Origin of the sequence: Paucibacter sediminis, from assembly GCF_030254645.1 — a bacterium.
GTDB lineage: Bacteria > Pseudomonadota > Gammaproteobacteria > Burkholderiales > Burkholderiaceae_C > Paucibacter_B > Paucibacter_B sediminis.
In genome coordinates, this window is record NZ_CP116346.1 from 4,443,136 (window position 1) to 4,465,815 (window position 22,680).

Annotated in this window: 23 protein-coding genes; 20 read left to right on the plus strand and 3 right to left on the minus strand. The window is 67.0% G+C overall.

The genetic code is table 11. The features are described 5' to 3' along the window. Positions 1–30 precede the first annotated feature (30 nt). From PFX98_RS20600 to PFX98_RS20615, 4 genes are read left to right on the plus strand one after another with little or no spacing between them, the layout of a single operon-like run. Positions 31–309, plus strand: coding sequence for a septum formation initiator family protein (locus tag PFX98_RS20600; protein ID WP_285232352.1), 279 nt, complete (start codon positions 31–33; stop codon positions 307–309). A gap of 15 nt (positions 310–324) precedes the next feature. Then, on the plus strand, positions 325–960 hold the full coding sequence (gene pnuC, locus PFX98_RS20605; protein WP_285232353.1) for a nicotinamide riboside transporter PnuC: 636 nt from the start codon (positions 325–327) through the stop codon (positions 958–960). A 15-nt stretch (positions 961–975) separates the two neighbouring features. Continuing rightward, positions 976–1,653, plus strand: a complete 678-nt coding sequence (locus PFX98_RS20610) for an AAA family ATPase (RefSeq protein ID WP_285232354.1) — start codon at positions 976–978, stop codon at positions 1,651–1,653. Continuing rightward, complete coding sequence (locus PFX98_RS20615; RefSeq protein ID WP_285232355.1) at positions 1,650–3,335, plus strand: bifunctional metallophosphatase/5'-nucleotidase; 1,686 nt, start codon at positions 1,650–1,652, stop codon at positions 3,333–3,335. The genes PFX98_RS20610 and PFX98_RS20615 overlap by 4 nt, the downstream gene beginning before the upstream one ends. 4 nt (positions 3,336–3,339) lie before the next feature. Here PFX98_RS20615 and hslO read toward each other — a convergent pair whose 3' ends face one another. Continuing rightward, positions 3,340–4,305, minus strand: a complete 966-nt coding sequence (hslO, locus tag PFX98_RS20620) for an Hsp33 family molecular chaperone HslO (protein ID WP_285232356.1) — start codon at positions 4,303–4,305, stop codon at positions 3,340–3,342. Next, a complete protein-coding gene (locus PFX98_RS20625; RefSeq protein WP_285232357.1) occupies positions 4,305–4,829 on the minus strand; it encodes a gamma carbonic anhydrase family protein in 525 nt (174 codons plus the stop codon). The genes hslO and PFX98_RS20625 overlap by 1 nt, the downstream gene beginning before the upstream one ends. 45 nt (positions 4,830–4,874) lie before the next feature. Here PFX98_RS20625 and PFX98_RS20630 point away from each other — a divergent pair, with 45 nt between their 5' ends. The 5 genes from PFX98_RS20630 to PFX98_RS20650 all read left to right on the plus strand — a co-directional run bounded on the left by PFX98_RS20630 (position 4,875) and on the right by PFX98_RS20650 (position 8,561). Next, a complete protein-coding gene (locus tag PFX98_RS20630; protein WP_285232358.1) occupies positions 4,875–5,663 on the plus strand; it encodes a ferritin-like domain-containing protein in 789 nt (262 codons plus the stop codon). A gap of 26 nt (positions 5,664–5,689) precedes the next feature. Beyond that, positions 5,690–6,043, plus strand: coding sequence for a hypothetical protein (locus PFX98_RS20635; RefSeq protein WP_285232360.1), 354 nt, complete (start codon positions 5,690–5,692; stop codon positions 6,041–6,043). 81 nt (positions 6,044–6,124) lie between these two features. Continuing rightward, the gene (locus PFX98_RS20640; RefSeq protein ID WP_285232361.1) at positions 6,125–6,877 is read left to right on the plus strand and encodes a TerC family protein; all 753 of its coding nucleotides are present in this window, start codon (positions 6,125–6,127) and stop codon (positions 6,875–6,877) included. A 41-nt stretch (positions 6,878–6,918) separates the two neighbouring features. Beyond that, positions 6,919–7,608: a Bax inhibitor-1/YccA family protein gene (locus tag PFX98_RS20645; protein WP_285232362.1), complete on the plus strand. Its 690-nt coding sequence runs from the start codon at positions 6,919–6,921 to the stop codon at positions 7,606–7,608. Between the two features lie 68 nt (positions 7,609–7,676). Beyond that, positions 7,677–8,561, plus strand: coding sequence for a DMT family transporter (locus PFX98_RS20650; RefSeq protein WP_285232363.1), 885 nt, complete (start codon positions 7,677–7,679; stop codon positions 8,559–8,561). 15 nt (positions 8,562–8,576) lie between these two features. Here the strand turns inward: PFX98_RS20650 and PFX98_RS20655 are convergent, their stop codons facing one another. Beyond that, positions 8,577–9,047, minus strand: coding sequence for an Lrp/AsnC family transcriptional regulator (locus tag PFX98_RS20655; protein WP_285232364.1), 471 nt, complete (start codon positions 9,045–9,047; stop codon positions 8,577–8,579). Positions 9,048–9,193: 146 nt separating this feature from the next. Here PFX98_RS20655 and aptA point away from each other — a divergent pair, with 146 nt between their 5' ends. The 11 genes from aptA (at position 9,194) to PFX98_RS20710 (ending at position 22,679) form a co-directional block, all read left to right on the plus strand. Next, entirely contained in the window at positions 9,194–10,501 is a 1,308-nt protein-coding gene (gene aptA, locus PFX98_RS20660) for an omega-aminotransferase AptA (RefSeq protein WP_285232365.1), read from the plus strand. A gap of 49 nt (positions 10,502–10,550) precedes the next feature. Then, on the plus strand, positions 10,551–11,873 hold the full coding sequence (locus tag PFX98_RS20665) for an NAD(P)/FAD-dependent oxidoreductase (RefSeq protein ID WP_285232366.1): 1,323 nt from the start codon (positions 10,551–10,553) through the stop codon (positions 11,871–11,873). Next, positions 11,870–12,694: a gamma-glutamyl-gamma-aminobutyrate hydrolase family protein gene (locus PFX98_RS20670; protein ID WP_285232367.1), complete on the plus strand. Its 825-nt coding sequence runs from the start codon at positions 11,870–11,872 to the stop codon at positions 12,692–12,694. Before PFX98_RS20665 ends, PFX98_RS20670 begins: the two co-directional genes overlap by 4 nt. An 84-nt stretch (positions 12,695–12,778) precedes the next feature. Beyond that, on the plus strand, positions 12,779–14,146 hold the full coding sequence (locus PFX98_RS20675) for a glutamine synthetase family protein (RefSeq protein WP_285232368.1): 1,368 nt from the start codon (positions 12,779–12,781) through the stop codon (positions 14,144–14,146). A 26-nt stretch (positions 14,147–14,172) separates the two neighbouring features. Continuing rightward, entirely contained in the window at positions 14,173–15,576 is a 1,404-nt protein-coding gene (locus PFX98_RS20680; RefSeq protein ID WP_285232369.1) for an aspartate aminotransferase family protein, read from the plus strand. Between the two features lie 115 nt (positions 15,577–15,691). Further along, positions 15,692–16,816: a polyamine ABC transporter substrate-binding protein gene (locus tag PFX98_RS20685; protein WP_285232370.1), complete on the plus strand. Its 1,125-nt coding sequence runs from the start codon at positions 15,692–15,694 to the stop codon at positions 16,814–16,816. Between the two features lie 8 nt (positions 16,817–16,824). Beyond that, complete coding sequence (locus PFX98_RS20690) at positions 16,825–17,931, plus strand: ABC transporter ATP-binding protein (RefSeq protein ID WP_285232372.1); 1,107 nt, start codon at positions 16,825–16,827, stop codon at positions 17,929–17,931. After that, complete coding sequence (locus PFX98_RS20695; RefSeq protein WP_285232373.1) at positions 17,928–18,872, plus strand: ABC transporter permease subunit; 945 nt, start codon at positions 17,928–17,930, stop codon at positions 18,870–18,872. Before PFX98_RS20690 ends, PFX98_RS20695 begins: the two co-directional genes overlap by 4 nt. After that, on the plus strand, positions 18,869–19,747 hold the full coding sequence (locus PFX98_RS20700) for an ABC transporter permease (protein ID WP_285232374.1): 879 nt from the start codon (positions 18,869–18,871) through the stop codon (positions 19,745–19,747). The genes PFX98_RS20695 and PFX98_RS20700 overlap by 4 nt, the downstream gene beginning before the upstream one ends. 46 nt (positions 19,748–19,793) lie before the next feature. Further along, positions 19,794–21,176, plus strand: coding sequence for a DUF3138 family protein (locus tag PFX98_RS20705; protein WP_285232375.1), 1,383 nt, complete (start codon positions 19,794–19,796; stop codon positions 21,174–21,176). 9 nt (positions 21,177–21,185) lie between these two features. After that, a complete protein-coding gene (locus tag PFX98_RS20710; RefSeq protein WP_285232376.1) occupies positions 21,186–22,679 on the plus strand; it encodes an aldehyde dehydrogenase in 1,494 nt (497 codons plus the stop codon). Position 22,680: the final 1 nt, after the last annotated feature.

Sequence of the window (22,680 nt, forward strand, 5' to 3'; positions counted from 1 at the left end):
GCTCCGAAGAGCCGCGCTAAACTGCGGCGCGTGAAGACCATCGCCCTCATCCTGGCCGCTTTTTTGCTGGCCATCCAAGCCCAACTCTGGTTCGGCAAGGGCGGTCTTGCGCGCGGCGTGCAGCTGCGCGCCCAGCTCAAGACCCAGGAAGAAGCCAACGACCAGGCACGTGCGCGCAATGCGCAGATGCTGGCCGAGTTGCGCGACCTGCGCGAAGGCCTGGAAATGGTCGAGGAGAAGGCGCGCCTGGAGCTGGGCATGGTGCGCCCCGACGAGATCTACGTGCAGCTTCAGCAGCAGCGCCACTGAGGCGGGGCCACTCCGATGGACGCCCTGCTGCTCTGGCTGCAACCCCTGTTCCTGTCCGCCTTCGAGGCCTTCGGCAGCCCCATCACCTGGCTGGAGGTGCTGGCCTTCGTGCTGGCCATCTGGATGGTCTTGTGCAATATGCGCGTGCATGTGCTGGCCTGGCCGCTGGCGCTGGTCAGCTCGCTGCTCTATTTCCTGCTGTTCTGGAGCGGCAAGCTCTATGGTGAGGCCACGCTGCAGCTGGTGTTCGCCGCGCTGGCGCTATGGGGCTGGTGGCAATGGCTGTATGGCCGCACCGACGAGGGTCAGGTCTTGCGGGTGCGGCGCCTGAGCCCGCGCGGGCGCTGGGTGGCGATTGCCGCCACCGCGCTGGCCTGGCCGCTCTTGGGCCTGTGGCTGCAGCGTCATACCGATTCCACCCTACCCTTCTGGGACGCCTTCCCCACCGTGGCCAGCCTCTTGGGCCAATGGCTGCTGGGGCGCAAATACCATGAGAACTGGAGCGTCTGGGTGCTGGTGAACGCCGTCAGCGTCACGCTGTTCGCCTACAAGGGCTATTGGCTCACCGTGCTGCTCTACGCCGTCTTCATCCCCATGTCGGTGGCCGGCTGGCGCGCCTGGCAGCGCCAGATCGAACCGGCGGCGGCCTGAGGCATGGCAGGCGCCATGCTGATCGCCATCGTCGGCGCCGAGAGCACCGGCAAGAGCGCCCTCGCCGCCGAACTGCAGCAGGCCCTGCTCGCCCGCACGGGGCTGCGCTGCGCGCGCGTGGACGAGCATCTGCGTGCCTGGTGCGAGCAGGCCGGCCGCACGCCGCAGGCCCATGAGCAGGCCGCCATCGCCGCGGCCCAGCGCGAGCAGATCGAAGCCGCCGCACGGACGCACGAACTGGTGATCTGCGACACCACGCCGCTGATGACCGCGATCTACAGCGAGCTGCTGTTCGGCGACGCGGGGCTGCACGCGGACGCGCTGGCCTTTCAGGCGCGCTGCGCGCTCACCCTGCTGACCGGCCTGGACCTGCCCTGGGTGGCCGATGGCCTGCAGCGAGATGGTGCACATGTGCGCGCCCCCGTCGACGCCGCGCTGCGCCGTGCGCTGCGCCAGGCACACTTAAGCTGGAGCGTCGTGCACGGCCAGGGCCCCCAGCGCCTGGACAGCGCGCTCAACGCCATCACACCGCTGCTGATGCAGCGCGCACCGCAGCAGGCCGCCGGCCTTTTCAGCCGCCTGCTCGACCGCGAAGCCGGATTGCCCGCGGCGACGCGCTGGACCTGCGAACATTGCGACCAACCCGAGTGCGAGCATGCCAGCCTCGCCCTGACCAGCAAGCCCCTGCCATGACACCTATCGCACGTCTCCCCTTTGCTATTGCCTGCGTCGCGCTGCTGCTGAGCGCCTGCGTCAGCACGCCGCCAAGCACGCCGCCAAGTGCGCCTCTCAGTGTCAAGCTGCTGGCCATCAACGACTTCCATGGCAATCTGAAGCCCCCAGCCGGCGGCATCCGCGTGGCCGACCCGGCCCAGCCCGGCGCCAGCATGGAGCTGGCCGCGGGCGGCGCCGAATACCTGGCCAGCGCGGTGCAGCAGCTGCGTGCCAAGAACCCCAACCACATCTTCGTGGCGGCCGGCGATCTGGTCGGCGCCAGCCCGCTGCTCTCGGCCCTGTTCCACGACGAGCCCACCATCGAGTCGCTGGGCCTGATGGGCCTGGAGGTGACGGCGGTGGGCAACCATGAATTCGACAACGGCGCGGCCGAGCTGCTGCGCAAGCAGCATGGCGGCTGCCACCCGGTGGACGGCTGCAAGGGGCCTGAGCCCTTCCGCGGCGCACGCTACCAATACCTGGCCGCCAGCACCTGGGACCTGGGCAGCGGCAAGACCCTGTTCCCGGCCACCTACATCAAGCGCTTCGAGGGCGTACCGGTGGGCTTCATCGGCCTCACGCTGAAGGGCACGCCGGGCATCGTCAGCCCCAAGGCCGCCGAGGGCCTGCGCTTCGACGACGAGGTGCAGACCATCAACCGCCTGGTGCCCGAGTTGCAGCAGCAGGGCGTCGAGGCCATCGTGGTGCTGATCCACGAGGGCGGTTTCCCGAGCGGCGACTACAACGAATGCCCGGGCATCTCGGGGCCCATCGTCGACATCGTGCAGCGCCTGGACAAGGCGGTGGACCTGGTGGTGAGCGGGCATACGCACAAGGCCTACAACTGCCGCATCGGCGGGCGCCTGGTCACCAGCGGCGACAAGTACGGCACCATCGTCAGCGAGATCGACCTGCAGATCGACCGCCGCACGCGCGACATCGTCAGCGCCCAGGCCAGCAATGTGCTGGTGCGCAACGACCGCTTCGCCAAGGCGCCCGAGCAGAGCGCGCTGATCGCCGCCTACGAGGAACGTTCGGGCCCGCTGGCCAAGCGCGTGGTGGGCCGCATACCGGTCTCGTTCACGCGCGACGAGGGCGCCCATCCCGCCGGCGAGACCCTGATGGGCGAGCTGATCGCCGATGCGCAGCTGGAGGCCACCGCCGCGCCCGAGAACGGCGGCGCGGTGCTGGCGCTGACCAATATCGGCGGTGTGCGCGCCGGCCTGGTGATGAAGGGCCAGGGCGAGGTCAGCTACGAGGACGTGTTCAGCGTGCAACCCTTCTACAACACCCTGGTCACCCTCGATCTGAGCGGTGCCGCGCTGTACGAGGCGCTGGAGCAGCAATGGCTGAACCAGCCCAAGTTCAGGCCGCTACAGGTGTCCAGCGGTTTTCGCTACCGCTGGGATGCCAGCCGGCCGCCGGGCCAGCGTGTGCTGGCCGGCAGCCTCAGCCTGTATGGCAAACCGATCGAGCCCCAGGCCCGCTACCGCGTGACCATCAACAGCTTCATGGCCGCCGGCGGCGACGGCTTCCCGGCCTTCACCCAGGGGCTGGCGGCGCGCACCGGCATGATGGACGTGGACGCCCTGGTGCAATACCTTGAGCGCCACAGCCCCGTGCAGCCCAGCGCGCTGGACCGCGTGCAGCGGCTCAACTAAGCCTTCATTGCAGGCTGGCGTCGCCGGCGCCGGCCTGCTGCGTCTGGCCGGTGGCGAACAGGCCGCCCACGTCCACCGCATCGAAGCTGTACTGCAGGCCGCAGAAGTCGCAGCCGATCTCGACATGGCCGCGCTCCGCGAGGATGCCGTCCACCTCGTCGCGGCCCAGGCCCATCAGCATCTTGCCGACGCGCTGGCGCGAGCAGGAGCAGGCGAAGCTGGGCGTCAGCGGCTCGAAGCGGCGCAGGTCTTCTTCCCAGAACAGGCGGCGCAGAATCGTGTCGGCGTCCAGGGTCAGCAACTCCTCGGCGCTGAGCGTGCCGGCCAGCATGCTGATGCGGTTGAAGGCATCGGCAAAGCCGACGTCGCTGGCCGCGCGCGCCTGACGCTCCAGATTGCCCTCGCCCTCGATCGGCATGTGCTGGATCAGCAGGCCGGTGGCCACCTCGTCGTTGGCCGCCAGCACCAGCTTGGTGTCGAGCTGCTCGGACTGCAGCATGTAATGCTCCAGCACCTCGGACACCTTTTGCAGCGGCTCGCGCTGGTCGCCATGCAGGGGCACCACGCCCTGGTAGGGCTGCTGGCCGGGCATGCGGTCCTTGGGGTCGAGGGTGATGGCGCAGCGCCCCTGGCCGTGCACATTCAGCATGGCCTCGAGCCGGGCGCCCGCCGGCACCTCGCCCACCACCTTGGCGGTGGCGCGGAAGCTTAGGTCGGGCTGCACCTCGGCCACCGCCAGCTTCACCGGCCCGTCGCCCAGCACCTGCAGCACCAGCGCGCCGTTGAACTTGATATTGGACTGCATCAGCACGCCCGCCGCCGCCATCTCGCCCAGCAGCACCCGCACCTCGGGCGGGAACTGGCCCACCGCTTCACGGCGCTTCAGCACCTCGCGCCAGGCGCCGGTCAGGCGCACCAGCATGCCGCGCACCGGCAGGCCCTCGAACAGGAATTTGTGCAACTCGCTCATCAGGAAATCTTCTTCAGGTCGGCGGCGTAACGCTGGCCGTTGTGGATGTAATGCGCCGCACTGGCCGCCAGACCCTGGATGGCCTCGGGCGTGAGTTCACGCACCAGCTTGGCCGGGCTGCCCATGATCAGGCTGCCGTCCGGGAACACCTTGCCCTCGGTCACCAGCGAGCCGGCGCCCACCAGCGAGTTCTTGCCGATGCGCGCGCCGTTCAGCACCACGGCGCCGATGCCGATCAGGCTGTTGTCGCCCACCGTGCAGCCATGCAGCATGACCTGGTGCCCCACGGTGACGTTCTCGCCCAGCACCAGCGGGAAGCCGGTGTCGGCATGCAGCACCGAGCCGTCCTGGATATTGCTGCCGCGGCCGATGCTGAGGCTGTCACTGTCGCCGCGCAGCACGGCGTTGAACCAGATGCTCACGTCCTCGCCCAGCGTCACCCGGCCTATCACCTGGGCGCTGTCGGCCACCCAGGCGCTGTCTGCAACTTCGGGCCTGAGCTCGCCCAACTGGTAAATCGCCATCGCCGTACTCCTGGGCCGTCTGGGCAAAAGGGGATAATTTTACGGATGGAAACCCGTCACCGCGCGCTCGAGGTCTTGCGCATCGTCGATCCAGCGGCCAAGGCCGCCGCCGCCCGCGCGCTTTATGCGGCCGCGCAGGACGGTCTCATATTGGCCTGCGAGGCGCAGATTCAAGCCCCGCCCGACCTGCCGGGCCGCCCCGACAGGCCCCGCCTGGTGGCCGCCATCAAGGTGGCGAACCGCTCGCCCTTCACCCTGGCCGGCCGCGCCGGCCTGATCCACGCCATCTGCCATATCGAGTTCAATGCCATCAATCTGGCGCTGGATGCGGTGTGGCGCTTTGCCGGCATGCCCGCGCCCTACTACCTGGACTGGCTGCGCGTGGCCAGCGAGGAGGCCCTGCATTTCGGCCTACTGCACGAGCATCTGCAGAGCCTGGGCCATGGCTACGGCGACTTCGATGCGCACGACGGGCTCTGGTCCATGGCCGAGCGTACCCGCGCGGACGTGCTGGCGCGCATGGCCCTGGTACCGCGCACGCTGGAGGCGCGCGGCCTGGATGCCACCCCGCCGCTGCAGGACAAGCTGCGGCGCGCCGGCGACCTGCGCGCGGTGGAGATCCTCGACGTGATCCTGCGCGACGAGATCGGCCATGTGGAGATCGGCAACCGCTGGTACCGCCAGCTGTGCCGCGAGCGTGGGCTGGACCCGATCGCCCTCTACCCCGAGTTGGTGGCGCGCTATGAGGCGCCGCGCCTGCGCCCGCCCTTCAACCTGCCGGCACGTTCGGCGGCCGGTTTCAGCGCGGAAGAACTGGCCTATCTGCAAGGCTGAGGGCGACACGGTAAACTGTGCGCCACATGTTCCGCTGCATCGTCATCTTCGTTCACGCCCTGCTGCTGCTCTGCGCCGCCCTGCCGGCCGCAGCGCAAGTGCCGGGCGACGCCGCGCAGCCGGAACTGATGGTGGCTTGCGCGGATCTTGCCAACGAGGCCGATGCAGCCGATACGGGCGATACGGGCATCGAGCCCGAAACGGGCGACGATGCGCTGGAAGCGCCCGAGCTGTTTGCCCAATGGCAGCCGTCCAGGCTCGCATCGATGCCCGCCGCATGCCCCGCCGGGCTCAGCATGGCGCCGGCGCCGGCGCCCTACTTGAAGGGGCCGCAGCGCCCTCCCAAGGCCCAGGCCCTAGCGCTGACCTTTAGCGCCTGAAGCCTCTGGCGTGGCCTGGTTCCACGCCCATCCCGGGATGGTCGGCCTGCGCGCCACCCCCTTTGCCTCCAAGTAGCCATCATGGACTTTCTGCTCGACCCCAATATCTGGCTCGCCTTCGCGATGCTGACCGCCCTGGAAATCGTCCTGGGCATCGACAACATCATCTTCATCTCCATCCTGGTGGGCCGGCTGCCGGCCGCCCAGCGCGACCAGGCGCGGCGCCTGGGCCTGGGCTTCGCGATGGTCTCGCGCCTCTTGCTGCTGCTGAGCCTGAGCTGGGTGATGGGCCTCACCGCCGATCTCTTCAGCCTGATGGGCCAGGGCATCAGCGGGCGCGACCTGGTGCTGCTGCTGGGCGGCCTGTTCCTGCTCTACAAGGCCTCGCACGAGATCTTTGTGGAGGTGGAGGCGCGCGAGCAGGATGGCCCGCCGGCCACCGACAGCGCCGCGGTGAAGGCCGCCGGCCAGCGCCTGTTCTGGATGATCATCGGCCAGATCGCGGTGATCGACATCGTGTTCTCGCTCGACTCGGTGATCACCGCGGTGGGCATGGTGGACCAGATCGGCGTGATGATCGCCGCGGTGGTGGCCTCGGTGGGCGTGATGCTGGTGGCCGCCAAGCCGATCGGCGAGTTCGTCGACCGCCATCCCTCGGTGAAGGTGCTAGCGCTGGCCTTTCTGGTGATGGTGGGCATGGCGCTCACCGCCGAAGCCTTCGACCAGCATGTGCCCAAGGGCTATCTCTATGCCGCGATGTGCTTCTCGCTCGCGGTCGAGTCGCTCAACATCCGCGCCCGCGGCAAGCGCCAGGCGCTGCGGGCCCAGTCCTGAACATCCGAACCCGTTTTCCTTCACTCCAAGGAGTCGTTGTCATGAACCAAAACGTCTACGCCTATTCCACCGGCGGCCTGGTCTCAAGCGCCGAGCGCAACCGCGTGCTGCGCAACACCTACTGGCTGCTGGCCCTCTCGATGATCCCCACCGTGCTGGGCGCCTGGATCGGCGTCAGCACCGGGCTGGCGCGCGCCATGTCGCCGGGCATCAGCATGATCGTCTTCATGGTCGGTGCCTTCGGCCTGATGTTCGCGATCGAGAAGACCAAAAACTCGGCCGCCGGCGTGCCCGTGCTCTTGGGCTTCACCTTCTTCATGGGGCTGATGCTGTCGCGCCTGATCGGTGCGGTGCTGGGCCTGGCCAATGGCGCCGGGCTCATCATGACGGCCTTTGCCGGCACCGGCCTGATCTTCTTCGGCATGGCCGCGCTGTCCAGCGTGATCAAGCGCGACCTCGGCAATATGGGCAAGTTCCTCTTCATCGGCATGATCATGTTGCTGGTGGCCGGCGTCGCCAACATCTTCCTGCAGTCCAGCGCGCTGATGATCACGCTCTCGGTGCTGGCGATCGGCATCTTCTCGGCCTTCATCCTGCATGACCTCAAGCGCGTGCAGGACGGCTTGGAGACCAACTACATCACCGCCACCCTGGGCGTCTACCTGAGCCTGTACAACGTGTTCCAGTCGCTGCTCTCGCTGCTGGGCATCTTTGGCGGCCGCGACGAGTAAAATCTCTCCTGCTCCCGCCGGGCGGAACCCATGGTTCCGCCCTTTGTCTTTCTTAGGCCCCCAACACCGTGTCCCGTGTCAAAGCGAATCTGCTGCTGATCGTCATCGCCCTGATCTGGGGCTCGGCCTTTGTGGCGCAAAGCCATGGCATGGCGGACGTGGGGCCGATGATGTTCACGGGCGTGCGCTTTCTGGTCGGCGCGCTGGTGGTGACGCCGCTGATGTGGCGCGAATGGCGCGGCCTGCAGGCTGCGGGCAAGCCCCTGGTGCGCCGCGACGCCGGCAAGATCGCCGGTCTGGGCTGCCTGCTGCTGATGGGCGCGGCGATGCAGCAGATCGGCATCGTCAGCACCACGGTCACGAATGCCGGTTTTCTCACCGCCCTCTACGTGCCGCTGGTGCCGGTGCTGGGCTATCTGCTGCTGCGCCATCTGCCGCATTGGTCGGTCTGGCCGGGCGCGCTGTCCTGCCTGGTCGGCGCCTTCCTGCTCTCGGGCGCACACCGGCTCGAGATCAGCCTGGGCGACAGCTGGGTGATCGCCTCTTCGCTGCCCTGGGCCCTGCATGTGCTGATGGTTGGCCGCGTGGCCGACCGCATGTCCGCGCCCTTTCTGGTGGCCGGCGGCCAGTTCCTGGTCTGCGGCCTGCTGGCGCTGGGCTACGCGCTGGTGGCCGAGCCCAGCAGCTGGGCGGGCCTGCGGGCAGCCGCCTGGCCCATTCTCTACACCGGCGTGCTCTCGGTGGGCGTGGCCTTCACCGCCCAGGTGGTGGCGCAGCGCTATGCCCATGCGGCGGACGCCGCCATCATCCTCTCCTCGGAAACCGTGTTCGCCGCCATGTTCGGCTACTGGCTGATGGGCGACCGGCTCAACAGCAGCGGCCTGGCCGGTTGCGCGCTGATCTTCCTGAGCATGATGGCGGTGCAACTGCTGCCCATGCTGCGGCGCCGCTGAGGGGCCGGGCCCCGCTCAGAGCTCGAAGGCGGTGGTCTTCTTGATGGTGCGCAGCACCAGCATCGAATTGGAACGCGCCACCTCGGGCAGCTGCATCAGCACATGGGTGTGGAAGCGCTCCAGGTCCTCGGCGTCCTTGTAGGCGAAGCGGATCACGTAGTCGTTGGTGCCCGCCACGTAGAAGCAATCCAGGATGTCGGGGCAGGCCATCACCGCCTGCTCGAAGGCGGCCAGCGCCGCCGTCGTCATGCGCTCCAGATTGATGATGGTGTAGCTGGTGCCCTGCTTGCCCACCGCCTTGGGGTTCACCAGCGCCACATACTGTGCAATCACCCCCTGGTCCTCCAGATGCTTGACCCGCCTCAGGCAGGCAGAGGGCGAGAGATGCACGCGCTGGGCCAGCTCCACGTTGGAGATCCGGCCGTCCCGCTGCAACTCGTTCAGGATGCCGCGGTCGATCGCATCCAGTTGCACTTCTGAGCTCATGTTTCGAATAATCTGCGAACAGGCGACCATGTTATCGCAGCATGTTGCGAAACCAGGGGTTTAACCTGCGCCAGAGCGCTCACACATTGCGCGTGCCCTTGCCTAGACTTCAGGGCAGTACAAGGAACGCAAGGACGGTGAACGACATGGCCAAGAATCTCGACGCTTACTGGATGCCTTTCACGGCAAATCGCCAGTTCAAGAAGTCGCCCCGACTCCTGACGCGCGCCGATGGCATGTATTTCACCGACGACAAGGGCCGCCAGATCCTGGACGGCATTGCCGGCCTGTGGTGCGTGAACGCCGGCCACAACCGCCCGCGCATCGTGCAGGCGATCCAGCAGCAGGCCGCCGAACTGGACTTCGCGCCGCCCTTCCAGATGGCCCATCCCAAGGCCTTCGAGTTGGCCGAACGCCTGGTCGAACTGACGCCCGCCGGCCTCAACAAGGTCTTCTATACCAACTCGGGTTCCGAGTCGGTGGAGACGGCGCTGAAGATGGCGATCGCCTACCACCGCGTGCGCGGCGAAGGCGCGCGCACCCGGCTGATCGGCCGCGAGCGCGGCTACCACGGCGTGAACTTCGGCGGCATCTCGGTGGGCGGCATGGTCGCCAACCGCAAGATGTTCGGCACCATGCTGGGCGGCGTGGACCATATCCGCCACACTCATGATCCGGTGCGCAATGCCTTCTCGGTGGGCCAGCCCGCGCATGGCGCCGAGTTCGCCGACGATCTGGAAAAGCTCATCGCCCTGCACGACGCCTCGACCATCGCCGCGGTGATCGTCGAGCCGGTGGCCGGTTCCACCGGCGTGCTGGTACCGCCGCAGGGCTATCTGCAGCGCCTGCGCGAGATCTGCGACAAGCACGGCATCCTCCTGATCTTCGACGAGGTCATCACCGGCTTCGGCCGCACCGGCAACCCCTTCGGTGCCCAGACCTTCGGCGTCACGCCCGATCTGATGACGGTGGCCAAGGGCCTCACCAACGGCTGCGTGCCGATGGGCGCGGTGTTCGCCAAGCAAGGCATCTACGACACCTTCATGAACGGGCCCGAGCACCTGATCGAGTTCTTCCACGGCTATACCTACTCGGCGCACCCGCTCGCCTGTGCCGCCGCGCTGGGCACGCTGGACACCTATGCGGAGGAGGGCCTGCTGACGCGCGCCACCGAATTGCAAGGTTATTTTGCTGAGGCCGTGCATTCGCTGAAGGGCGAGCCCAACGTCATCGACGTGCGCAATATCGGCCTGGTGGGCGGCATCGAGCTGAGCCCCCTGCCCGGCGAGCCCGCCAAGCGCGCCTTCAACGTCTTCCTCGATTGCTACGAGCAGGGCGTGCTGGTGCGCACCACCGGCGACACCGTGGCCCTGAGCCCGCCGCTGATCATCGAGCGCAGCCATATCGACCGCCTGATCGAGACCGTGCGCGCCGCGCTGCGCCGCGCGGCCTGACGAGCTCCACCGCGTCAACCCGAACGAGGACCTGCCTAGCGCCTACCTTATGAGCCTCCTGAGCACCGACCGCGAACTCACGCGCGACTCCTACTACCTGGCCACCGCGCCACGTACCCAGGGCTATGCGCCACTGCGAGAGAGCATCGAAGCCGATGTGGCCATCGTGGGCGGTGGGCTGGCGGGTCTGTCGGCCGCCATCGAGCTGGCCGAGCGCGGCATGGAGGTGGTGCTGCTGGAGGCCAACGAGGTGGGCTCGGGCGCCTCGGGGCGCAACGGCGGGCAGGCCATCCACGGCCTCGCCTGCGATCAGGAAACCATCGAGGCGCAGCTGGGCCTGGCCGAATCCAGGCGCATCTGGGCGATGGGCATCGAGGCGCTGGACCTGATACGGGCGCGCTGCGAGCGCCACCGGATCGACGCCGAATGGCAGAGCGGCTACCTGGGCCTGGCCACCAGCGCGCGCAAGGCCGCGGACTTGCGCGCCTGGGCCGAACGCATGGCCGAGCTCTACGACTACCCGCTGCAATGGATAGACCCGGGCGTGGTGCGGCAATGGATAGCCAGCCCGCGCTTTCATGCCGGCGTGTACGACGCGCGCTCGGGCCATCTGCACCCGCTCAAATACTGCCTGGGCCTGGCCGCGGCGGCCGTGCGTGCGGGCGTGCGCATCTACGAGCAGACGCCCGTCACCCGCATGAAAGAAGGCGAAGGCGGGGGCGAGCAAATCACGCTGGCCGGGCCCCAAGGCCAGGTGCGCGCGCGCCAGGTGCTGCTGGCCGGCAATGTCTACCTCAACGAGATCTCGCCCGCACTCGCGCCCAGGCTTGGTGCGCGCATCATGCCGGTGGGCACCTATATCGTGTGCACCGAGCCGATCGCGCCGGAGCGCCTGCAGGCCCTGATCCCGAGCAGGTCGGCGGTGTGCGACACCAATTTCGTGCTGGACTACTTCCGCCCCACCGCCGATCACCGCCTGCTCTATGGCGGGCGCGTGAGCTACAGCACCGTCACGCCGCCGGGCCTGAAGCACAGCATGCGCGCGCGCCTGCTGGAAAGCTTTCCGCAGCTGCAGGACGTGGGCATGCAATATGCGTGGGGTGGTTTCGTGGACATCTCCATGAACCGTGCCCCTGATTTCGGGCGCTTAGGCGAGCGCCGCAACATCTACTATCTGCAAGGCTTCTCGGGCCATGGCCTGGCGCTGACCGGCCTGGCCGGCCGCATCGTCGCCGAGGCCATGCATGGCGACGCCAGCCGCTTCGACACCTTTGCCAAACTGCGCCATCATCCCTTCCCGGGTGGCAAACTGATGCGTACGCCCGCCCTGGTACTGGGCATGGCGTACTACCGATTGAAGGACATGCTGTGAGTACCGGCCCTTCCAAATCCCTGCCCCAGCGCAAGCCCGTGGTGCTGGTGCCCGCCTGCAACCGCCAGGTCGGCGACCACCCCTTCCACATCGCCGGCAAGAAGTACATCGACGCGGTGCGCCTGGCCGGCTGCCTGCCCCTGGTGGTGCCTGCCTCCAGCCCCGCGGAAATCGACGAGCTGCTGGCGCTGGCCGACGGCGTGCTGCTGACCGGCTCGCCCTCGAACGTGCACCCCAGCCACTTCGACGAGGCCGTGCACAACCCCGAGCTGCCGCTGGACCCAGATCGCGATGCCTGGACCCTGCCGCTGATCCCCAAGGCCCTGCGGCTGGGCATGCCGCTGTTCGCGATCTGCCGCGGTTTCCAGGAGGCCAATGTGGCGCTGGGCGGCTCGCTGCACCAGGCGGTGCAGGAGCAACCCGGCCTGCGCGACCACCGCGCCCCGCCCGGCCTGCCGCCCGAGATCGCCTATGCCGAGCAGCATGAGGTCCAGGTCTTGCCCGGCGGGCGCCTGGAGGCCTTGCTGGGCCATCGCAGCATCAGCGTCAACTCCCTGCATGGCCAGGGTGTGAATGAACTGGCCCCGGGCCTGCGCATCGAAGCGGTGGCGCCCGACGGCCTGGTGGAAGCCTTCAGCGTGGCGGCCGCGCATGGCTTCTCGATGTGCTTGCAATGGCATCCCGAATGGCAGGCCGAGCGCAACCCGGTCTCGATGAAGCTCTTCGAGGCCTTTGGCCAGGCCTGCCGCAGTTATGCACAAACACGCCGCGACCAGCTGCGCGAGCCGCGCCACGACTACATCCGCGACCCCGAGACCTAGCGCCGCTGACCCCAGCCCGATTCAAGCAATCCGCAGCGCCCCGGCATCCCGCCACGGCGCCAAGACCAGAAGATGAGGTGAAACATGGTGGTCAGAACAGAACGTAGCTTTGCCGAGCTGGAACAGTGGTTCCGCGAGCATCGCGTCACCGAGATCGAGTGCCTGGTGCCCGACCTCACCGGTGTGGCGCGCGGCAAGATCCTGCCGCGCGAGAAATTTACCGAAGACCGCGGCATGCGCCTGCCCGAGGCCGTGGTGGCGATGGGCGTGACGGGCGAGTTCCCCGAGGAGGGGCCTTACTACGACGTCATCAGCCCGAATGACATGGACATGCACTTGCGCGCCGACCCAACCACGGCCCGCCTGGTGCCCTGGGCGGTGGACCCCACCGCGCAAATCATCCACGACTGCTTCGACCGCGACGGCCAGCTCGTGCCCTTTGCGCCGCGCTCGGTGCTGCGCCGCGTCTGCGACCTGTTCGCGGCCGAGGGCTGGGACCCGGTGGTGGCGCCCGAGCTGGAGTTCTACCTGGTGGCGCGCAACACCGACCCCGACATGCCGCTCAAGCCCCCGGTGGGCCGCAGCGGCCGCGCCGAGACCTCGCGCCAGGCCTATTCGATCGACGCGGTGAACGAGTTCGATCCGCTCTTCGAGGATGTCTACGACTACTGCGAGAAGATGGAACTCAATGTCGACACCCTGATCCACGAGGTGGGTGCCGGCCAGATGGAGATCAACTTCTTCCACGCCCACCCGATGGGCCTGGCGGACGAGGTGTTCTTCTTCAAGCGCACCGTGCGCGAGGCGGCGCTGCGCCACGACATGTTCGCCACCTTCATGGCCAAGCCCATCGCCGGCGAGCCCGGCAGCGCCATGCATGTGCACCAGAGCGTGATCAACCAGGCCACCGGTCGCAATCTCTTCAGCAACGAGGATGGCAGCCCGAGCCAGGAGTTCTTCTGGTACATCGGCGGCCTGCAGAAATACATCCCCGCCGCGATGGCCCTGTTCGCGCCCTATGTGAACAGCTACCGCCGCCTGGCACGCTTCACCGCCGCGCCCATCAACATCCAGTGGGGCACCGACAACCGCACCGTCGGCATACGCTCACCGCTGGCGCCGCCGCAGGCGCGCCGCATCGAGAACCGCGTCATCGGTGCCGATGCCAACCCCTATGTGGCGCTGGCCGCCACCCTGGCCTGCGGCTACCTGGGCATCAAGAACCGCATCGAGCCCACGCCCGAGTGCAAGGGCGATGCCTATCTGGGCGACTTCCAGCTGCCGCGCAGCCTGGGCGAGGCGCTGGAGCTGCTGCGCAACGAGAAGGACCTCGCCAGCGTGCTGGGTGAATCCTTCATCACGGTCTACACCGAGATCAAAGAGATCGAGTATGCGGAGTTCATGAAAGTGATCTCCCCCTGGGAACGCGAGCACCTGCTGCTGCACGTCTGACCCCAACCTCTTCCGGAGCATCCATCATGAGCCATGTTGTTCAGGCGGCGCAGCGCGCCGCGAGTCGCAGTACCAAGGAGTGGCAGGACGCCGATTCCAAGCATTTCTTCCACCCCTTCACCGACCACGGTGGCCTGGCCAAGAAGGGCGCGCGCATCATCACGCGTGCCGAGAACATCTACATCTGGGACAGCGAAGGCCACAAGATCCTCGACGGCATGAGCGGCCTGTGGTGCGTCAACACCGGCTATGGCCAGCAGGCCCTGGTCGACGCCGCGGCCAAGCAGATGAAGGAGCTGCCCTTCTACAACGCCTTCTTCCAGACCTCCACCCCGCCCGCCATCGAGCTGGCCGAGCTGCTCGCCGAGGTGACGCCGCCGCAGTTCAAGCATGTGTTCTTCACCAGCTCCGGCTCGGAGGGCAATGACACGGTGGTGCGCATGGTGCGGCGCTACTGGGACATCAAGGGCCAGCCCGAGCGCAAGACCATCATCGGCCGCATCAACGGCTATCACGGCTCCACCATGGCCGGTGCCTCGCTGGGCGGCATGAGCGGCATGCATGCCCAGGGCGGCCTGCCCATCCCGGACATCGTGCACATCCAGCAGCCGCATTGGTTCGAGCTGGGCCAGGGCATGAGCCGCGAGGCCTTCGGCCTCAAGGCTGCGGGCTGGCTGGAAGAGAAGATCCTCGAGGTGGGCCCCGAGCGCGTGGCCGCCTTCATCGGCGAGCCGGTGCAGGGCGCCGGTGGCGTGATCGTGCCGCCCAGCACCTACTGGCCCGAGATCCAGCGCATCTGCGACAAGTACGGCATCCTGCTCGTCAGCGACGAGGTGATCTGCGGTTTCGGCCGCACCGGCAACTGGTTTGGCTGCGAGACCATGGGCACCCGGCCCGACCTGATGACCTTTGCCAAGGGCGTGACTTCGGGCTATGTGCCGCTGGGCGGCGTGATGGTCGGCGAGCGCGTGGCGCAGGCCCTGATCGACGACGGCGGCGAGTTCAACCACGGCTTCACCTACTCGGGCCACCCGGTGGCCTGCGCCGTGGCCCTGGCCAATATCAAGCTGATCCAGCAGCTCAACCTGGTCAGCCATGTGAAGAACAATATCGGCCCCTATCTGGCCGAGCGCTTTGCCGAGCTCAACGATCACCCGCTGGTGGGCGAGACCCAGACCTGCGGAATGATGGGCGCGGTGCAGCTGGTCAAGGCCAAGCCCGGCACGACCTTTGCGAGTGAATTGGAGGTCGGCATGGTCTGCCGCGCCCATTGCTTCGGCAACGGACTCATCATGCGCGCCGTCGGCGATCGCATGATCGTCGCCCCGCCCCTGGTGATGACACGGCCCCAGATCGACGAAATGATGGTGCTGATACGCCGCTGTCTAGACCTGACCCTCGCCGAAGTACGCGAGCGGGGCTGGCTCTGAAGCGGGTAGCCGACACCCCAGGGTTTTGAGGTATGGGGTGGCTCACGGGGCCGCCCTAGACTGAGCCGATCCATCCCCATCCAGCGTTTGCTCTCAATCGATACGGAGTCCCCCGATGAAACCGAATCTGCCCCGCCTTGCCACTTCGCTGAGCCTCTTGCTTGCCGCCACCGCCACGCTGTGGGCCGGTGCGGCGCGCGCGCAGGACGAAGAAAAAGTTCTCAATGTCTACAACTGGTCCGACTACATCGCCGAAGACACCCTGAAGAACTTCGAGAAGGAAACCGGCATCAAGGTGCGCTACGACAATTTCGACAACAACGAAATCGTCCACGCCAAGCTGGTGGCGGGCAAGACCGGCTACGACGTGGTGGTGCCCTCGTCCTACTGGGCCAAGCTGCAGGCCGACGGCGGCCTGCTGCGCAAGATCGACAAGAGCCAGATCCCCAACTACAAGAACCTGGACCCGGATGTGCAGGCCCAGCTCGCCAAGCTGGACCCGGGCAACGAGTACATGGTGAACTGGCTGTGGGGCTTCACCACCGTGGGCATCAATGTCGACAAGGTGAAGGCGGCGCTGGGCACCACGCCGATGCCCGACAACACCTGGGATCTGGTGTTCAAGCCCGAGTACATCAGCAAGCTCAAGAGCTGCGGCGTCAGCTTCCTCGATTCCGCCACCGAGATCATCCCCGCCGCCCTGCACTACCTGGGCAAGCCGGCCTACAGCAAGAGCCAGGGCGACTATGCCGGCGTGCCGGCACTCTTGAAGTCGATCCGCTCCTCGGTCACCCTGTTCAGCTCCTCGGGCTATATCAACGACATGGCCAACGGTTCGATCTGCCTGGCGCTGGGCTGGTCGGGTGACATCAATATCGCGCGCCAGCGCGCCATCGACGGCAAGACCGGCCAGAACATCCAGGCGCTGATCCCCAAGACCGGCGGCATCATCTTCATGGACACCATGGTGATCCCGGCCGATGCGCCCCACCCCGGCAACGCGCACAAGTTCATCAACTACATCCTGCGCCCCGAGGTGCATGCCGGCCTGACCAACAAGGTCTTCTACGCCAACCCCAACAAGGAAGCGAAGAAGTTCGTCAAGCCCGAGGTGGCCAACAACCCCAGCGTGTTCCTGAGCGATGCCGACATGAAGAAGATGGCCGCGCCCGACGCCATCAACAACGACATCCGCCGCACCATGACGCGCATGTACACCTCCTTCAAGACCGGACTCTGAGGACAGCGATGAGTAGCAGCAGCAGCGCGAGCCCGGCCTATTTGCAGATCCAGAACGTCGTGAAGGATTTCGGCGGCGGTGCCGTCGCCGTCAACCATGTCTCGATCGACATCCAGAAGGGCGAGATCTTCGCCCTGCTGGGCTCCTCCGGCTGCGGCAAGACCACGCTGCTGCGCATGCTGGCGGGCTTCGAGACGCCCACCAGCGGCCGCATCATCCTGAACGGCCAGGACCTGGCGGGCATGCCGCCCTATGCCCGGCCCATCAACATGATGTTCCAGAGCTATGCGCTGTTTCCGCACCTCACCGTGTGGGACAACATCGCCTTCGGCCTGCGCCGCGACGGCTGCCCCAAGGACGAGGTGGCCAGCCGCGTCGAGGCCATGCTCAAGCTGGTGCAGCTGGGCAAGTACGCCAAGCGCAAGCCACACCAGCTCTCGGGCGGCCAGCAGCAGCGCGTGGCGCTGGCGCGCAGCCTGGCCAAGAAGCCGCAGCTGCTCTTGCTGGACGAACCGCTCGGCGCGCTCGACAAGAAGCTGCGCGAGGAAACCCAGATCGAGCTGGTCAACATCATCGAGGAGGTGGGCGTGACCTGCGTGATGGTCACGCACGACCAGGAAGAGGCCATGACGATGGCCTCGCGCATCGCGGTGATGAGCGAGGGTCAGGTCTTGCAGGTGGGCGCGCCGGTGGACATCTACGAGACCCCCGCCACCCGCTTCGTGGCCGACTTCATCGGCAACGTCAACATGATGGACGGCACCCTCTCGGTGGACGAGCCCGACCATGTGGTGATCGACTGCCAGGACTGCAGGCATCTGGTCGGCCATGGCATCACCGGCGTGCCCGGCATGGCGGTGGGCGTGGCGCTGCGGCCCGAGAAGATCCAGCTCAGCGCCGACAAGCCCGAGGGCGAGTTCAACCAGGTGCTCGGCAAGGTGCGCGACCTGGCCTACTTCGGTGCCTTCACGGTCTACCACCTGCAGCTGCCCAGCGGCCAGGTCATCAAGGTCAGCGAGAGCAACCACACACGCTACCGCAACGAGCCGCTGACCTGGGATCAGGAGGTCTGGGCCTCCTGGTCGCCCACGGCCCAGGTGGTGCTGACGCAATGAAGGCAAGGACGATGGCCAAGCCCAGCTTCATCCAAGGCCTGCTGCGCGGGCGCACGGCGGTGATCGGCCTGCCCTATGCATGGCTGCTGATCTTCTTTGCCCTGCCCTTCGTGATCGTCGCCAAGATCAGCGTCTCGGAGATGGAGACCGTCCATTTCAAGGACCTGATCAGCTATGCCGACGGCATGCTCAGGCTCTCGATCAAGCTGGGCAACTACCTCTTCATCACCCAGGACGACCTCTACTTCCTGTCCTATGTGGCCAGCCTCAAGTACGCGGCGGTCACCACCGTCGGTTGCCTGCTGATCGGCTACCCCTTCGCCTACTTCATGGCGCGCGCCCGCGGCACCCTGCAGCCGGCGCTCTTGATGCTGGTGATGCTGCCGTTCTGGACCAGCTTCCTCCTGCGCGTCTATGCCTGGAAGGGCCTGCTGGGCGAGCATGGCTGGGTGGCCGAGGCGATCGAGGCGGTGGGGCTGGATCAGCTGCTGCTGGCCGCCGGCCTGATCCCAGCGCTGGGCAAGCTGATGAACACGCCCTTCTCTCTGGTGGTGGGCATGATCTACACCTACCTGCCCTTCATGATCCTGCCGCTCTATGCCAGCCTGGCCAAGATGGACCTGCGCCTGCTGGAGGCCGCGGCCGACCTGGGCGCCACGCCCTGGGTGGGCTTCTGGCGCATCACCGTGCCGCTCTCCAAGGCCGGCATCATCGCGGGCTCGATGCTGGTGTTCATTCCCTGCGTCGGCGAGTTCGTCATCCCCGAGCTGCTGGGCGGGCCCCAGACCCTGATGATCGGCCGCGTGCTGTGGGACGAGTTCTTCAGCAACAACGACTGGCCGATGGCCTCGGCGGTGGCGGTGGTGATGATCCTGCTGATCATCGTGCCGCTGGCGATCTTCAACAAATACCAGGCCGAGAGCCAGGAGGCCAAGCGATGAGCAGCGGCGCCACCATCAAGGCCAGGCGTGCCATCCTGGGCCCGCAGGCCACGCGCTGGTTCGGCCGCGGCTGGCTGGGCCTGGGCTATGTGTTCCTCTACCTGCCGATCCTGGCGCTCATCATCTACTCCTTCAACGACTCGAATATCGCCTCGGTCTGGGGCGGTTTCACGCTGAAGTGGTATGGCCAGCTGCTGCAGGACCGCGAGGTCGTCACCGGCCTGTGGCTGTCGATGCAGATCGCCTTCGTGACCGCCTGCAGCTCGGTGCTGCTGGGCATCTTCGCGGCCTTCGCGCTGGTCAAGTACAAGCGCTTCAAGGGCCGCACCCTGTTCGCCGGCATGGTCAACGCACCGCTGGTGATGCCCGAGGTGATCGTGGGCCTGTCGCTGCTGCTGATGCTGGTGTCGATGCAGCGCGCCCTGGGCTTCCCCGAGCGCGGCATGCTCACCATCTGGCTGGGCCATCTGCTGCTGGGCCTGGCCTATGCCACGGTGGTGATAGGCGCGCGCCTGCAAGACCTGCCCCCGCAGCTGGAAGAGGCCGCCATGGACCTGGGTGCCAAGCCCTTCCAGGTCTTCATGCTGGTGACCCTGCCGATGATTGCGCAATCGCTGCTGTCGGCCTGGCTGCTCACCTTCACGCTCTCGCTCGACGACGTCGTGCTCTCGGCCTTCCTGTCCGGCCCGGGCGCCACCACCCTGCCCCTGGTGATCTTCTCGCGCGCCCGGCTCGGCGTCTCGCCCAGCATCAATGCGGTGGCCACCGTGATCATCCTGGTGGTCTCGGTGGGGGTGATCCTGGCCAGCGTGCTGATCGCGCGCCAGGAACGTCGCCGCGCCCAGGAAATGGCCGCCGCCCAGCGCGGCGGCTGAACAGATTCGCCACAGTCCGCACCACATACCCACAGAGGAGTACTCGATGAAAGCCCCACAGCTCGCCTCCCTCACGCTCGCTCTTGCCGCAGCCTTCTCAGGAAGCGCACAGGCGCAGAGCAATGAGGACCTGCTCAAGGAATTGCGCGCCCTGCGCGATCGCGTCAACCAGTTGGAAGAGCGCCTCAAGGCCGCCGAGTCCAAGCCCGCGCCCGCGCCCAGCCAGGCTCAATGGGGCATGACGCCGCAGCAGGTGCAGGACTTCAACCGCATCGCCGTCAAGACCGAGGCGCTGGAAGACGCCTCCGAGGCGCTGGGCTACAAGCAGCTGAAGATCAGCGGCTATGTGGAACCCGCCTACATCGCCAACCGCGCGCAGAACCGTGCCGGCTTCCAGTTCCTCAACAACGTGGCCAGCGACGGCTACAACTACGACAACTCCTACCTGGGCACCATGGCCCTGGACTTCCTGAAGGAGACCGAGAGCGGCACGCGCTGGCACCTGACGCTCTCGCCCAACCGCGGCACCGACAGCGTGATCGGCAACGGCGGCATCATCCATGAGGCCACCGTCTCGATCCCGCTGGGCGATCTGCAGACCCGCTTCATCGCCGGCCACACCCCCGACTGGTCGGGCTACGAGTACCTGCCGCCCACGCAGAACAAGCTGATCAGCCACAACCTGCTGTTCGACTTCACCCTGCCCACCGCCTACACCGGCGCCGGCCTGGAGCTGACGCGTGGCAAGTGGATCATGAAGGGCATGCTCGCGAACATGAACGCGTCCATGCAGTCGGCCGGCGAGAAGGCGCCGGTGCTGGCCTACCGCGTCGACTACGCCAAGGGCGAGTTCCAGGGCTTCGGCTTTGCCGGCGTGCACGGCAAGGCCGCCAATCTGGTGGGCGGCACCAAGAACACGGCGCTCAATCTGTTCGAGGCCGATGCCTACTTCATCCGCGGCGACTGGACCCTGCAAGGCCAGCTGAGCTATGGCATGCAGAAGCAGGCCGCCATCACGCCCGACCCCGATACCGGCGAGCTGCGCACGGCCAAGTGGCTGGGGCTCTCGGCCCTGGCGGCCTACAAGTTCACACCGCGCCTGGAGGGCGTGGCAAGGCTGGACTACATCAAGAACAACCAGAACGGCGGCGGCCTGCTGGGCTATGGCTCGGACGTGCGCAACGGCATCGGCCCGGCCGTGCTTGGGCGCGATGTCGACAGCGGCGAGCTGCTCTACGGCGATACCGAGCGCGGCGCCAACCGCACGGCGCTGGCGATCGGCATGAACTACGCCTACGACCTCGCCACCACCTTCAAGCTCGAGTACCGCTACGACCGCGCCAACCAGTCGGTGTTCGAGTTCGTCAAGGACGGCAGCTTCCGCAAGAGCAACAGCCTGCTCGGCGCCTCCGTGGTGGTGAAGTTCTGAGGATTGCGTATGAGCAGCAGCATCAACTGGCATGAGCGCGCGGCCGCGCTGACGATAGACGGCCGCCCGGTCATCAACGGGCGGCGCGTCGAGACCGAGGCGGGCCAGCAGTTCGACTGCATCTCGCCCATCCATGGCCGCAGCCTGGGCAAGGTGTCGCGCGGCTTGGCCGCCGACATCGATGCCGCGGTGGCGGCGGCGCGCCGCGCCTTCGACGACGGCCGCTGGGCTCAGCGGCCGCCGGCCGCGCGCAAAAAGGTGCTGCTCGCCTTTGCCGACAAGATCCTCGCCGCCAAGGACGAGCTGGCCCTGCTGGAGACCCTGGACATGGGCAAGCCCATCCAGTACGCGCGCGCCGTCGACGTGCCGGCGGCGGCGCGCTGCATCGCCTGGTACGCCGAGGCGGTGGACAAGATCTACGACGAGATCGCGCCCACCGGCCCGAACGCGCTGGCGCTGATACAGCGCGAGGCGATGGGCGTGGTGGGGGCCATCGTGCCCTGGAACTACCCCATGATCATGGCGGCCTGGAAGCTCGGGCCGGCGCTGGCGGCGGGCAATTCGGTGGTGCTCAAGCCCAGCGAGAAATCCCCGCTCACCGCGCTGCGCCTGGCCGAGCTGGCGCTGGAGGCCGGCCTGCCCGAGGGCGTGTTCAACGTCGTGCCGGGCTTTGGCCACGAGGCCGGCGAGGCTCTGGCCCTGCACCCGGACGTGGACGCGATCGGCTTCACCGGTTCCACCCGGGTGGGCCGCAAGATGCTGGAGTACGCGGGTCGCTCCAACCTCAAGCGCGTCTACAACGAGCTGGGCGGCAAGTCGGCCTTCCTGGTGTTCCCGGATTTCGACGATCTCAAACGCGCCGCCCAGACCGTGGCCGGCAGCATGTTCTTCAACCAGGGCGAGAGCTGCAATGCGCCCTCGCGCGTGCTGGTGCACGAAAGCATTGCCGACGAGTTCGTCGCCCTGGTGGCCGCCGAGGCCCCAGCCTACCAGCCGGGCGATCCGCTCGACCCCAAGACCGTGATGGGCGCCCTGGTCGACGACGGCCAGCTGCGCACCGTGATGAGCTATATCGAGGCCGGCCATGGCGAGGGTGCCCGCGCGGTGGTGGGTGGCAAGCAGGCGCGCAGCGAGAGCGGCGGCTTCTATGTCGAGCCCACCGTGTTCGCCGGCGTTAGCAACCAGATGAAGATCGCCCGCGAGGAGATCTTCGGCCCGGTGATGAGCGTGCTGCGCTTCAAGGACGAGGCCGACGCGATTGCGCAGGCCAATGATTCGAGTTACGGTCTGCAGGCCAGCGTCTGGAGCAGCCATGTGGACCGTGCGCACCGCGTGGCCCGAGCCCTGCGCGCCGGCACCGTGCATGTGAACCAGTACGACGAGGACGACATCACCGTGCCCTTCGGCGGCTACAAGCAGAGCGGCAACGGGCGCGACAAGTCCCTGCATGCCTTCGACAAGTACACCGAGCTCAAGACCACCTGGCTGCGCATCAACACCTGAC